We start from the raw sequence: 13097 nt of genomic DNA on the forward strand, positions 1-13097 counted from the left end.
TCTTTTGAATGTGGCAAACCCAGCCGGTCCGGTGGCCGGAAGCTTTTACCCGTCATACTTCAAGCTGCAAGTGCGTTGGCTGCGTTCGTTCACCCGAATGACTTACTAGAGTAAGCTCATCGGGATTCACTCTCTTGCCGCCTTCCTGTAACTCGAATTATTTAGGGTATAGGTTTGTCAGAGCGAGCGCTGGCTACAGGCGTGAGCCCGTATTAGCAGGGAATAACTGCGAGGCGCCCGAAGTCGGGAGACTTATCGGGCGTTAAAGAAGTGAAAATCGAAACTACTGCGATGGGCAAACATCATAATATGTGTTGTCCGTCGAATATGAGGCATCAATCGGTTATTGTTTTCCATTTCGTATACCTTCGATGAATATCTTATGGCGAGGTCATTTTATCTCTGAATTGGTTCAAAACTGTGAGATTGATCAATATAACAAGATCAATAGTGAAATTATCCATTATTGGTAGTGGTGATGCCAGGATTAAATGCTGTTTTGTTTAAATATTGTAAATAAACTGTTTAATAATTATTTTAAATAAGGGTAATGACGCCGAGTAAATATTTTCGGCTTGAGGTTAATCTTGCGGTGAAATAATAAATAAAGAATAGAGAGGTTATGAATAAATATTCATAACATAAACCGATAACCAATTCCGGTTTCGGTTAATAAATGCTGTGGGCGCGCGGGATCTATTTCCAGCTTCTGGCGAAGGTGCCCCATATAAATGCGCAAATAGTGACTATGTTCTACGGCGTTGGGTCCCCAGACCTGGTTAAGCAGTTGGCGCTGGGTGAGCACTTTTCCCGCGTTGTTGAGCAGCACCGCCAGCAGACGGAATTCAATAGGGGTGAGGTGAATTTCTTCTCCGCCGCGAGTGATACGACGCGCGGCGAGGTCGACGGTGGTATCTGAAAAGGTCACGATAGGATCATTCGGCTGGCTGCCCGCATGGCGGCGTAGCGCAACGCGCAGACGAGCCTGAAGCTCGCCAATACCAAAAGGCTTACTGAGATAGTCATCCGCACCCGCGTCGAGCGCGGCAATTTTATCGCTCTCTTCGCTGCGCGCTGACAGCACGATAATCGGCACCGGGCTCCACTGGCGAATATCACGGATAAAATCCAACCCGTCGCCATCGGGCAGACCGAGGTCGAGAATGATCAGGTCAGGCTTGCGCGTGGCGGCTTCCAGCAGGCCTCGCTGTAGCGTGGGGGCGTCAAAAACGCGCAGGTCTTCTGCCTCCAGCGCGGTGCGCAGAAAACGGCGGATGGCTTGTTCATCTTCAACAATTAAAACGCTGGTCACAGGCCGTCGTGTCCCTCATCAAGTTCTGGCGGTTGTTCTAACGCTAGTGTAACACGAAAACAGGCGCCGCCTTCCGGGCGGTTGCTGGCGGTGAGTGTACCGCCGTGAATATCGACGATCGCCTGGCAGATAGCGAGCCCCAACCCCACGCCGGGGATCGCAGACTCTTTATGCCCACGGGTAAACTTGGCAAAAAGATGTTCTTCCTGCCCGCCGGGAATGCCGGGGCCGCTGTCCCAGACGTCTAGCAGCAGATGGTCATCTTTGGTGGTGGCAGCGATACCGATCTCCGCTTCGCTACCCGCGTATTTCACGGCGTTCTCCAGCAGGTTAATCAGCACGCGCTCGAACAACGGGCCGTCGATATGTACCAGCATCAGCGGGTCGGGCAGGGAGAGGGCGATATGCCGACCGTTAAGGCTCGGCTCCAGCATACGCAGCGCGCTACCGACCACTTCCTCAAGCGTCAGCCACTCTTTATGCAAATTAAAGCCGCCCGACTGTAGTCGCGCCATATCCAGCAAATTGTTCACCAACCGGGTGGTGTTGAGCACGTGCTGGCGAATTTCGTTGGCCTGAGGCGCGTACGGCGAGCCGCTGCTGGCAAGGTCGAGCGTCAGGATTTCCGCCTGGCCGAACAGCACGGTCAGCGGTGTGCGCAGATCATGAGAAAGCGCTGCCAGTAGCGAGTTGCGCAGGCTCTCGCGGGCGCTGATAAGCCGCGACTGCGCTTCGCTTTCGGTTAACGCCAGGCGTTCCAGCGCGCTGGCAACCAGCAAGGTGAAGGTTTCCAGCAGACGCTGCTGCTCGGGGATCATCAACTGGCGCAGGTTATTGGGTTCGACCACGATAAGTCCGTAGGTTTTATCGGCGCTGCGCAGCGGGAGGAGCAAGTAGGGCACGCCGGGCAGGGTATCGGTTCCCGCACCGGCCGGTAGCCCTTTATCAAAGCTCCAGTGGGCGATGGCTTCATCCCACGGCGTCATGCCCTCCTGGTGGGTCAGTGACGTCAACGCGCCGTGTTCATCCGGCATCAGTACCTGGCTACGGGCGTGGAAGGTGGTGCGAATATACTGCTCGCAGGTGTGGGCGATATCGTGGGCGTTGCGGCCCACGGCAAGCGCTTTGGACATCTCATAAAGATGACGGGTGCGTTGCTCACGATAGCGTGCAACGCGCGCCTGATAACGGACGCCCGCGGTAAGATTACCAATAACTAACCCCACGGTGAGCATTACGCCGAAGGTGAGCAGGTACTGCACGTCGGAGACGGCAAGCGTCCCGCGTGGGGCGATGAAGAAGAGGTCGAAGCTGACCACGTTAATCACCGTGGCGAGCACCGATGGCCAGCGGCCGTAAAATAGCGCGACAATCACCACGCCCAGCAGATAAAGCATCACCAGGTTGGCGGCCTCAAAGGCCATCAGCCATTGGTTGGCAATCAGCGTAATACCGGCGCACAGCCCCAGCGCCACCAGACAGCCGCGAATCTGTACCCGCCACTTATCCATAAATGGTCGCTGATCGCGCGATCGCTCCGGCAGGGGAAGCGGCGATTCATCGACGCCGACGACCAGCAGATCCAGCTCTGGTGCATGGCGGGCGAGCCGCTCACCAAAGCGTTCGCCTCGCCACCAGTGGCGCTTTTTCTGACGGCCAATCACGATTTTGCCAAGATTGTGCTCGCGCGCGTAGCGGATCACCGCCGCCTCTTCCGACGGCTCAGAAAGCGTAGCCGTTTCGGCACCCAGCTCTTGCGCCAGACGCAGGGCGTTGAGAATAGCCCGACGCTGAGGTTCGGGCAGGCGGTGCAGGGTAGGGGTTTCCACATATACGGCATGCCAGACGCTGCCAAGGCGGGCCGCCAGGCGCGCGGCGGAGCGCACCAGCTTTTCGCTGCCGCTGTGGTGGCCGATACACAGCAAAATGGCATCACGGGTGTGCCAGACTTTTTCTTGCCCTTGACCATCGCGCCAGGCGCGCATTTGATCGTCCACGCGGTCGGCGGTACGGCGCAGCGCCAGTTCGCGCAGGGCAATCAGATTACCTTTGCGGAAAAAATTCTCGATGGCGCGTTCGGCCTGCCCGGCAAGATAGACCTTACCTTCGTTCAGGCGCTGACGCAGATCGTCCGGGGGAAGGTCGACCAGCACCACCTCGTCGGCGGCATCAAAGAAGGGATCGGGTACCGTTTCGCGTACCTGAATACCGGTGACGCCGCTGACGATATCGTTGAGACTCTCCAGATGCTGAACGTTAACGGTGGTGAAGACATCGATGCCCGCTTCCAGCAGTTCATCGATATCCTGCCAGCGTTTAGGGTGACGCGAGCCGGGCGCATTGCTGTGTGCCAGCTCGTCCATCAATACCAGCGCCGGACGACGGGCGAGGGCGGCATCGAGATCAAACTCGTAAACGTAGCGCCCGCGATAGGCGCTGCGCTTTGGTGGCAGGAGGGTGAGGCCGCTGAGCATTGCGGCGGTCTCTTTACGTCCGTGTGTCTCCACCACGCCCGCCAGAATATCGAGCCCTTGTGCCCGCAGACGCTGCGCCTCGGCCAGCATCGCCCAGGTTTTTCCTACCCCAGCACAGGCACCGAAGAAAATCTTCAGCTTACCGCGGTGCGCTTCGGCGGTTTGTTCCAGCAGGCGGTCCGGGTTGGGACGCAGCGGCTCGTCGGTCATCATCAGTTATCCTTGTGGGCATCCAGCGCCATATTCAGCTTAGTAATATTTACCACAGGTTGTCCGAGAAAGCCGAGCAGCGGAGAGTTTGTCGCGGCTTCAACTTCTTTACGCAGCCACTCCGCCGGGACGTTACGCGCTTTGGCAATACGCGGTACCTGCCACAGCGCGGCGGCTGGCGTCAGATTCGGGTCCAGGCCGCTGGCGGAGGCGGTAACCAGCTCAACCGGTACTTCATGGCTGGCATCCGGGTTAGCGGCACGCAGCGCGGCGATACGGTCGGTAAACAGTTTATCCAGCGCCGGGTTGCTGCCCGCGAGATTACTGCCGCCGGATGCCATCGGGTTATCCGGGGCGTCCGAGGTCGCGGAAGGGCGACCCTGGAAATAGCGGGGATCGGTAAAGTTCTGCCCGATCAGATACGATCCGCGAATCTCATGGTTTTCGATAATTAATGACCCTCCCGACTGCGCCGGGAAGAACCACTGCCCCAGCGCGGTGGTCAGCAGAGGGTAGAGCCCCCCGGTGATAAGCGCCAGGAACAGAAAAATCACGATAGCAGGACGTAATGCAGACATGGCTATTTCCTCAGACCAGACCCAGCAGGGTCAGCAGTAAATCGATAACTTTAATGCCAATAAACGGCACAACCAGACCACCTGCGCCGTAGATCCACAGGTTACGGCGCAGCATGGCCGAGGCGGAGAGCGGGCGGTAGCTCACCCCTTTTAGCGCCAGCGGCAGCAGGAAGACGATAATCAGGGCGTTGAAAATCACCGCGCTCAGAATGGCCGAGTCAGGCGAGTGCAGGTGCATGATGTTGAGCACGCCCAGCTGCGGCCAGCTTGCCGCGAACGCCGCTGGAATGATGGCGAAGTATTTGGCGACGTCGTTGGCGATACTGAAGGTGGTCAGGGAACCACGAGTCATCAGCATCTGTTTACCGATATGCACGACTTCAATCAGTTTGGTGGGGTTTGAGTCCAGATCCACCATGTTGCCAGCTTCTTTCGCCGCCTGGGTCCCGGAGTTCATCGCCACCGCTACGTCGGCCTGCGCCAGCGCCGGAGCATCGTTAGTGCCGTCGCCGGTCATCGCCACCATGCGACCTTCAGACTGATACTGACGAATCAGCGCCAGTTTGGCCTCCGGCGTGGCTTCGGCCAGGAAATCATCCACGCCCGCTTCGGCGGCTATCGCGGCCGCGGTGAGGCGGTTGTCACCGGTGATCATCACCGTTTTGATACCCATTTTGCGCAGCTGAGCGAAGCGCTCTTTAATGCCGCCTTTGACGATATCTTTCAGCGAGATAACGCCGAGCACGCGAGCCCCTTCGGCTACCACCAGTGGCGTGGCACCAAGGCGGGCAACGCTCTCGACTTTTTGCTCCACGTCCTGCGGGAAGCTGCCGCCGTTGCTCTCAATATGGCGGCGAATGGCATCGACGGAGCCTTTACGGATCATGCGGTTGTCGATGTTGATCCCGCTCATGCGGCTTTGGGCGGTAAACGGCACAAAGGTGGCATGCAGCGTTTGCAGATCCCGCTCGCGTAGATTAAAGCGCTGTTTTGCCAGCACCACGATGCTGCGGCCTTCCGGCGTTTCGTCCGCCAGCGATGAGAGCTGTGCGGCATCGGCCAGCGTTTTCTCGTCCACGCCATCGGCTGGCAGGAACTGGGAAGCCTGACGGTTGCCGAGGGTGATGGTGCCGGTTTTATCCAGCAGTAGCACGTCCACGTCGCCCGCCGCTTCTACTGCGCGACCGCTGGTGGCAATCACGTTAGCGCCGAGCATACGGCTCATCCCGGCCACGCCGATGGCGGAGAGCAGGCCACCGATGGTGGTAGGAATCAAACACACCAGCAGCGCAACCAGCACGGTGACGCTAATCGGCGTGCCGCTCCAGGCGGAGAACGGCCAGATGGTGGCCGTCGCCAGCAGGAATACGATAGTCAGCGCGACTAACAGAATAGTCAGGGCAATTTCGTTAGGCGTTTTACGACGCTGCGCGCCTTCAACCATGGCGATCATCCGGTCAAGGAAGGTTTCGCCTGGGTTGACGCTACAGCGCACGACCAGCCAGTCGGAGAGAATGCGCGTCCCACCGGTGACGGAGGCAAAGTCACCGCCGGACTCGCGGATTACCGGTGCAGATTCCCCAGTAATGGCGCTTTCATCCACCGACGCACCGCCCTCAATAACTTCGCCGTCGCAGGGAATGATATCTCCGGCTTCCACCAGCACCACATCGCCTTTACGCAGTTCGTCTGCCGGGACGTGATCCATTGCGGCACCGTAGCGGGCCTCGCGCAGTTTGCGGGCAAACGCCGTTTTCTTGACCCCTTTCAGGCTGTTGGCCTGCGCCTTGCTGCGGCCTTCCGCCATCGCTTCAGCAAAGTTAGCGAACAGTACGGTAAACCACAGCCACAGCGCGATAGCACCGCTGAACCAGGCATTACCCGGCAGGGTTCCCAGCGCCATGGCGACGGCCAACCCGCTGGTGAGTACGCTGCCTATCCAGACGATAAACATCACCGGGTTACGCCACTGAATGGTAGGGCTCAGTTTCTTCACGGCATCGATCAACGCCTGGCGAACCAGAGAGGGTTCGAACAGGGCCAGTTGTTTGCGACTCATAACCAATAGCTCCGCATCACTCAAAACAGGGAAAGATGTTCCGCAACAGGGCCAATCGCCAGGGCGGGAATAAAGGTCAGGGCACCGACCAGCAGTACGGTCCCCATCAGCAGGCCGATAAACAGCGCGTCATGGGTGGCAAGCGTACCAGGGGTAGCAGGCTGGATTTTTTTGCTGACCAGCGAACCGGCAATTGCCATCACCGGTACGATGACGCCGAAGCGACCGACGAACATGCAGAACGCCAGCAGGCAGTTCCAGAACGGTGAGTTGGCGCTAAGACCGGCAAAGGCGCTACCGTTGTTGTTGGCGGCTGACGATACGGCGTACAGCACTTCGCTAAAGCCGTGTGAACCGGGGTTAGCCATCGCGCTGCGGCCCGCGTCTGTCATCATCGCGAGCGCAGTGCCAAGCAGTACCAGCGTCGGGGTGACCAGAATCGCCAGCGCGGTCATCTTCATCTCCGGCACGTCGATTTTTTTACCGAGATATTCCGGAGTGCGGCCAATCATCAGACCGGCAATAAACACTGCCAGCATCACGAACAGCAGCATGCCGTAGAGACCAGAACCGACGCCGCCGAATACCACTTCACCAATCTGCATCAGCCACAGCGGGATCATGCCGCCGAGTGCGGTAAAGGAGTCGTGCATGGCGTTGACCGCACCGCAGGAGGCGGCGGTAGTCACCACGGCGTACAGGCTGCTGGCAAGAATGCCAAATCGGCTCTCTTTACCTTCCATATTGATGCTGCTGTCGGCACCGAAGGCCAACAGGTGCGGGTTACCGCGGGTTTCAGCCCACATCACCACTGCCACGCAGATGATAAAGATAAGCGTCATAGCCCAGAGAATGGCGCGGCCCTGGCGGTTATCGCCCACCGCTTCGCCAAAGGCAAAGCACAGCGCGGCAGGAATCAGGAAAATAGCCAGCATCTGCACAAAGTTGGTGAGTGCCGTTGGGTTTTCAAACGGATGCGAAGAGTTGGCGTTAAAGAAGCCGCCGCCGTTGGTACCAAGCATCTTAATGGCTTCCTGAGAGGCGACCGGCCCCATTGGCAGCAACTGATGCGCGCCCTCAATGCTGGTAAACGGCTGGTAGGGCAGGAAGTTCTGCAATGCCCCTTGCTGGATGAAGAACAGCGCCAGCAGCAGGGAAATCGGCAGCAGCAGCCACAGCGTGATGCGGGTGATATCGACCCACGCGTTACCCAGCGTGTTCACGCTGTGGCGGGCAAATGCACGCACCAGCGCAAACAGCACGGCGATCCCGGTGGCGGCAGAGAGGAAGTTCTCTACCGTCAAACCCGCCATCTGGCTGAAATAGCTCAGGGTGGTTTCACCGCTATAGGACTGCCAGTTGGTGTTGCTGACAAAGCTAACGGCGGTATTAAGCGCCAGATGCCATGACAGCCCCGGAAGGTTTTGCGGGTTCAGTGGCAGCACGCCCTGCAGCATCAGCATGGCGAACAGCACCAGCAGCCCGACCAGATTCAGCAGCAGAATGGCAATGGTATAACGCCCCCAGCTCATCTCCTGGCCGGAAATGCCCATGACGCGCCAGAGCCCGCTTTCACAGCGGGCAAGCCCCGGCAGCGGCGTGTTGTTGATCATCCCTGCCAGCACTTTGCCCAGCGGACGGGCGAGCACAAACAGCACCAGCAGGAAGCTGGCAACGAGTAAAAATCCTTGAGCAGCCATTTACAGCGCCTCCGCCTTGAAAAGGGCATAAACCAGATACGCCAGTAACAGGAACACCAGCACCGTGCCGGCTATTACGCCTGTAGTCACAATCCACCTCCGGTTGGTTGAGTTATTGCGCTAAGCGTAGGTTTTTGGGTGCAAAAATTTCGCAAAAATAGAATGGCGGGGTGTAAAAAAAGTATAAAAATGGCGTAATCCACAATTTAACTAATGATTAGTATTAATTTAACAATCATGTAACTCAATTACGGCATGAATGTAAATAAACACTAAATGCACAAAAATTAGTGGTCGGATGAGTAGTAAAATTACACAAATAACGGTACTCTTTTAGTCAGATTACTGAGCTTCATTTTCCGGCGTGCGTTGCCGGCCAACTTAGGGGAGAGAATATGGACCTGTATAGAAAATATCCTGCACACATTGTGTTGTTGCGTCGTACTTTCGCCGTGGTGGCGGGGATTGTCGCATTACCGGTGATGCTGTTCTGGAAAGATCGCGCCCGCTTCTACAGCTATCTGCACCGCGTCTGGTCGAAAACCAGCGATAAGCCGGTCTGGATGGCGCAGGCTGAAGAGGCCGCCTGCGACTTCTATTGATAGTGTCGTGCTATTCCCGGCGACGCTTCGCTTGGCCGGGCTACAAAGCCGTCCTTACCAGGGCGGCTTTTTTGTTTTTGTAGGCCTGATAAGCGCAGCGCCATCAGGCTGTCGAGCCGCACGTTATTGAATAATTGTGTAATATGAATGTATTAGATAAATACATTCAGGATATTTATGTCTACCCATTTGGTCTGGTTTCGCGCCGATCTCCGACTGCACGACAATTTTGCCCTTGCTGCCGCCTGCCGCGATCCCGATGCGCAGGTGCTGGCGCTGTTTATTGCGACTCCTGAACAGTGGAAAGCGCACCATATGGCTCCGCGCCAGGCGGCCTATATCGCCGCGCAGGTGAATGCGCTGCGTCAGGCGCTGGCAGAGAAAAATATCCCGCTAATTTTTCATGAGGTGGCCGACTTTGCCGCCAGCGTCGAAATCGTAAAAACGGTTTGTCAGCAGCACGAGGTGACGCAGCTTTTTTATAACTACCAGTATGAATTCAACGAGCGCCAGCGTGACGCCGCCGTAGAGCGGGTGCTGACGGACACGGTTTGTCAGGGCTTTGATGACAGCGTGATCCTACCTCCCGGCGCGGTGATGACCGGCAATCACGAAATGTATAAAGTTTTTACGCCGTATAAAAATGCCTGGCTGCGGCGCTTAAAAGAGCACATGCCGGAATGCGTGCGTGCTCCTGGGTCACGGAATACTTCGGCGGTAACCGACGCGGCAACCATTCATTTTCAGTATCCCCAGCAGCCCTTTGACCCGGCGCTTTCCCTGCGGATGAAAAGGCAGCTATCGGCCAGCTTCGCCGTTTTTGTCAGGACGGCGCGGGTGAATACGAGGCTCAGCGCGATTTCCCGTCGATTGAAGGCACCAGCCGCCTGTCGGCCTGCCTCGCGGTTGGCGTGCTTTCACCTCGCCAGTGCCTGTACCGTCTGCTGGCGGAACAACCCGAAGCGCTGAACGGCGGCGCGGGTAGCGTCTGGCTGAACGAACTTATCTGGCGCGAGTTTTACCGCCATCTGATGACCTACTTTCCTCGACTTTGCAAACATCGCCCGTTTATCGACTGGACCGATCGCGTGCGCTGGCAAGAACCGTCAGAAGCACTTATCGCCTGGCAGGAAGGGCGTACCGGTTACCCGATTGTGGATGCGGCGATGCGACAGCTTAATGCAACCGGCTGGATGCATAATCGGTTGCGGATGATTGTTGCCAGCTTCCTGGTCAAAGATTTGCTGATCGACTGGCGACAGGGCGAGCAGTATTTTATGTCACAGCTGGTGGACGGCTGCCTGGCGGCTAACAACGGCGGCTGGCAGTGGGCGGCCTCGACGGGAACGGATGCAGCGCCTTATTTTCGAATTTTCAATCCCACCACTCAGGGGGAGCGTTTTGATAAAAGCGGCGCATTTATTCGTCAGTGGCTACCGGAATTAGCCGAGGTTCCGGAGAAGGCGATTCACCAGCCGTGGGTGTGGGCGGAAAAGCAGAAGGTTGAGATTAACTATCCGCGACCCATTGTCGATCACGCTGAGGCGAGGGTAGCAACGCTTGCTGCTTACGAAGCGGCAAAAAAACACGGGATGTGATACTGGAGAATTCCCGGAGTCGGCGCTAGCGCGCCTCTTCCGGGATACAGGTTGTGGTTACGCTTCGGCGGCCAGGCGGCGGGAGCGAACTTTCACCGAATGGTACAGCCAGATAACCAGCACGACGGCGACACAGGCCAGAGCGCCCCAGGTTATCTGATCGAACACGTCAATGTAGGCGTTGATGGAGTAATCCACCGCGCCCGCAGCGTCGAATGAACCCTGAGAGGTCTGGTCGGCGATAATCCCTGCCACGTAGTTTGCCACCGCACCGGAAAGCAACATATAGATGCCGGTCAGCACGCCGGTGACGCCCGGGATCTGGATGCGGGTGATTTGCGACATCGCCACCGGGTCAATAAACAGTTCGGCAAAGCCCATCACCGACAGCCCCAACAGCATCAGCGGCATGGAGGAGTGGCCGTAGCTTGCGGACAAACGTGCGCTCAGGGTCAGAATGCAGAAGCCTGCACTCATCAGGCCAAGGCCTAATGCGTATTTGCCCCACAGACGCAGATCGCGGTTGGTGGTCACTTTTTCTTTGATCAGCCAGGCCAGTACGATACCGCACAGCATCACGGCAAAGGCGTTAACCGACTGGAACATCGCGGTTGGCACTTCATAGCCCAGCACATTACGGTTAACGAAACGGTCGATATAGAGGCTGATGGAGCTGCCGCCCTGCTGAGCAAACGCCCAGAACAGCAGGCTAAAGAAGGTCAGTACGACAATCAGGCGCAGGTCTTTACGTTGTTCGGCGGTTTCGGCACGACGATAAATTTTTGCCAGCACCACCAGACCGATGATTGACGCCACGATCAGCGCATAGACCGACCACTCTTTCCAGAACAGCACGGTAATAAACAGCGGCGCAACCACCAGCAGCACCAGCAGCCAACCCCAGTTGGGCAGCAGGAACTTCTTCGCGCACAGCACTTCTTTGTTCACACCGGCAGTGTGGGCAAAGTGACGACGGCCGCTGATGAAGATAACCAGACCCGCCAGCATACCCACTGCCGCCAGGGTGAAGCCCATGGCCCAGCTATACTGCTCCTGTGCGAAACCACAGGCGATAGGCGCGACGATAGAACCGACGTTACCCGCCGCATAAAGCAGCGAGAAACCGCCGTCACGACGTGGATCGGTAGGTTCGTACAGTTCACCCAGCAGGCAGCTGATGTTGGATTTAAACAGCCCGTAGCCGCAGACGATAATCGCCAGCGACAGATAAAGGAACATCGGCGCCACTTCACTGGCCCCAAGCACCATATGGCCTATGACCATGAGCAGGGCACCCAGCATCACCGCCATCCGGTTGCCGAGCACTTTATCGGCCAGATAGCCGCCAAGAATTGGCGTGACGTAAACCAGTGAACAGTAGGCGCTGAACAGCTCGTAAGCGTGGGTATCGTTGTATTTCAGTTGATTGGTGAGATACAGGATCAGCAGTGCGCGCATGCCGTAGAAACTAAAGTATTCCCAAATTTGCAGCGCGACAACGTAGTAAATTGCCTTAGGCTGCGAATGTGATTTATTCATTACCAATTAGACCTCGAAACCCGGCAACATCACGCTACGCAAGGCTTTGTTTCATTTATGTAATAATACGAGGATAATCGTATTATCTTTGTAATATGCGGTATGGTTGCATAAATATACATGATTTTGGTCACACAAAAACAGACAAATTGTGTTGTTTAAGCACTTATTGCGCGTAATTAAGCGGGTCCGGAAAGAGGTTAACGAATTGTGTATCGACGCAATGCGCTGGGGACGCTATTTTATCCTGTAGTAAAGCATCACTTTTGAAGAGAGCGACGATGAAAAATACCGAACTAGAACAATTGATTAATGAAAAACTCAACGGTGCCGCCTTCAGCGATTACGCCCCTAACGGCCTGCAGGTTGAAGGACGTGAAACGGTGCAGAAAATTGTCACCGGCGTGACCGCCAGCCAGGCGCTGATTGATGAGGCCGTGCGTCAGCAGGCGGATGCGGTGATCGTGCATCATGGCTATTTCTGGAAAGGTGAGTCGCCGGTGATTCGCGGTATGAAACGTAACCGTCTGAAAGCCCTGCTGGAAAACGATATTAATCTCTATGGCTGGCATTTGCCGCTGGACGCGCATCCTGAGCTGGGCAATAACGCGCAGTTGGCACAGCTTCTTGGTATCAACGTGATGGGGGAAATCGAACCGCTGGTGCCTTGGGGTGAGCTGTCGATGCCGGTATCTGGTCTGGAGCTGGCGTCGTGGATTGAAGCCCGTCTGGGGCGTAAACCGCTATGGAGTGGGGATACCGGGCCAGATAAGGTCTCTCGTATTGCCTGGTGTACCGGTGGCGGTCAGGGCTTTATCGACAGCGCAGCTCGTTTTGGCGTCGATGCGTTTATTACCGGTGAAGTGTCAGAACAGACTATTCATTCTGCCCGCGAGCAGGGGCTACACTTTTATGCAGCGGGCCACCATGCCACGGAGCGCGGCGGTATTCGCGCCCTCGGCGAGTGGCTCACTGAAACGACCGATCTGGATGTCACCTTCGTGGACATCCCCAATCCGGCCTGA

At 56.7% G+C, this 13097-nt stretch carries 10 protein-coding genes and 1 pseudogene; 3 read left to right on the forward strand and 8 right to left on the reverse strand.

Translation table 11 applies throughout. The annotated features are described in order from the left end of the window. Window positions 1-252 precede the first annotated feature (252 nt). The 7 genes from speFL to kdpF all read right to left on the reverse strand — a co-directional run bounded on the left by speFL (window position 253) and on the right by kdpF (window position 8423). On the reverse strand, window positions 253-357 hold the full coding sequence (speFL, locus tag GKAS_RS24785; RefSeq protein ID WP_115074594.1) for a leader peptide SpeFL: 105 nt from the start codon (window positions 355-357) through the stop codon (window positions 253-255). 277 nt (window positions 358-634) lie between these two features. Then, window positions 635-1312 (reverse strand): two-component system response regulator KdpE, encoded by a 678-nt coding sequence (kdpE, locus tag GKAS_RS06255; protein ID WP_035892702.1) that lies wholly within the window; start codon window positions 1310-1312, stop codon window positions 635-637. Beyond that, entirely contained in the window at window positions 1309-3996 is a 2688-nt protein-coding gene (kdpD, locus tag GKAS_RS06260; protein WP_035892738.1) for a two-component system sensor histidine kinase KdpD, read from the reverse strand. The genes kdpE and kdpD overlap by 4 nt, the downstream gene beginning before the upstream one ends. Before the next feature lie 2 nt (window positions 3997-3998). Then, window positions 3999-4574: a potassium-transporting ATPase subunit KdpC gene (kdpC, locus tag GKAS_RS06265; protein ID WP_035892703.1), complete on the reverse strand. Its 576-nt coding sequence runs from the start codon at window positions 4572-4574 to the stop codon at window positions 3999-4001. A gap of 10 nt (window positions 4575-4584) precedes the next feature. After that, window positions 4585-6633: a potassium-transporting ATPase subunit KdpB gene (gene kdpB, locus GKAS_RS06270; RefSeq protein WP_035892704.1), complete on the reverse strand. Its 2049-nt coding sequence runs from the start codon at window positions 6631-6633 to the stop codon at window positions 4585-4587. 20 nt (window positions 6634-6653) lie between these two features. Further along, on the reverse strand, window positions 6654-8333 hold the full coding sequence (gene kdpA, locus GKAS_RS06275) for a potassium-transporting ATPase subunit KdpA (protein WP_035892705.1): 1680 nt from the start codon (window positions 8331-8333) through the stop codon (window positions 6654-6656). After that, window positions 8334-8423, reverse strand: a complete 90-nt coding sequence (kdpF, locus tag GKAS_RS24520; protein ID WP_035892707.1) for a K(+)-transporting ATPase subunit F — start codon at window positions 8421-8423, stop codon at window positions 8334-8336. It lies immediately after the preceding gene. A 305-nt stretch (window positions 8424-8728) separates the two neighbouring features. Here kdpF and GKAS_RS06285 point away from each other — a divergent pair, with 305 nt between their 5' ends. Next, window positions 8729-8935 (forward strand): YbfA family protein, encoded by a 207-nt coding sequence (locus GKAS_RS06285; protein WP_035892708.1) that lies wholly within the window; start codon window positions 8729-8731, stop codon window positions 8933-8935. A 177-nt stretch (window positions 8936-9112) separates the two neighbouring features. After that, a pseudogene (gene phrB, locus GKAS_RS06290) lies at window positions 9113-10533 on the forward strand (deoxyribodipyrimidine photo-lyase). Between the two features lie 57 nt (window positions 10534-10590). Here the strand turns inward: phrB and dtpD are convergent. Further along, complete coding sequence (dtpD, locus tag GKAS_RS06295) at window positions 10591-12072, reverse strand: dipeptide permease DtpD (RefSeq protein WP_035892709.1); 1482 nt, start codon at window positions 12070-12072, stop codon at window positions 10591-10593. A gap of 281 nt (window positions 12073-12353) precedes the next feature. Here dtpD and GKAS_RS06300 point away from each other — a divergent pair, with 281 nt between their 5' ends. After that, window positions 12354-13097, forward strand: coding sequence for a type 2 GTP cyclohydrolase I (locus tag GKAS_RS06300; protein ID WP_035892710.1), 744 nt, complete (start codon window positions 12354-12356; stop codon window positions 13095-13097).

This window comes from Kluyvera ascorbata ATCC 33433 (assembly GCF_000735365.1).
Taxonomy (GTDB): Bacteria; Pseudomonadota; Gammaproteobacteria; order Enterobacterales; family Enterobacteriaceae; genus Kluyvera; species Kluyvera ascorbata.

Excerpts from the sequence above, each read along its gene's own strand:
- GKAS_RS06285 (WP_035892708.1), top strand. The coding sequence starts at position 8,729 with ATGGACCTGTATAGAAAATATCCTGCACACATTGTGTTGTTGCGTCGT.
- kdpC (WP_035892703.1), bottom strand. The coding sequence starts at position 4,574 with ATGTCTGCATTACGTCCTGCTATCGTGATTTTTCTGTTCCTGGCGCTT.
- speFL (WP_115074594.1), bottom strand. The coding sequence starts at position 357 with ATGGAAAACAATAACCGATTGATGCCTCATATTCGACGGACAACACAT.
- dtpD (WP_035892709.1), bottom strand. The coding sequence starts at position 12,072 with ATGAATAAATCACATTCGCAGCCTAAGGCAATTTACTACGTTGTCGCG.
- kdpA (WP_035892705.1), bottom strand. The coding sequence starts at position 8,333 with ATGGCTGCTCAAGGATTTTTACTCGTTGCCAGCTTCCTGCTGGTGCTG.
- GKAS_RS06300 (WP_035892710.1), top strand. The coding sequence starts at position 12,354 with ATGAAAAATACCGAACTAGAACAATTGATTAATGAAAAACTCAACGGT.
- kdpD (WP_035892738.1), bottom strand. The coding sequence starts at position 3,996 with ATGACCGACGAGCCGCTGCGTCCCAACCCGGACCGCCTGCTGGAACAA.
- kdpB (WP_035892704.1), bottom strand. The coding sequence starts at position 6,633 with ATGAGTCGCAAACAACTGGCCCTGTTCGAACCCTCTCTGGTTCGCCAG.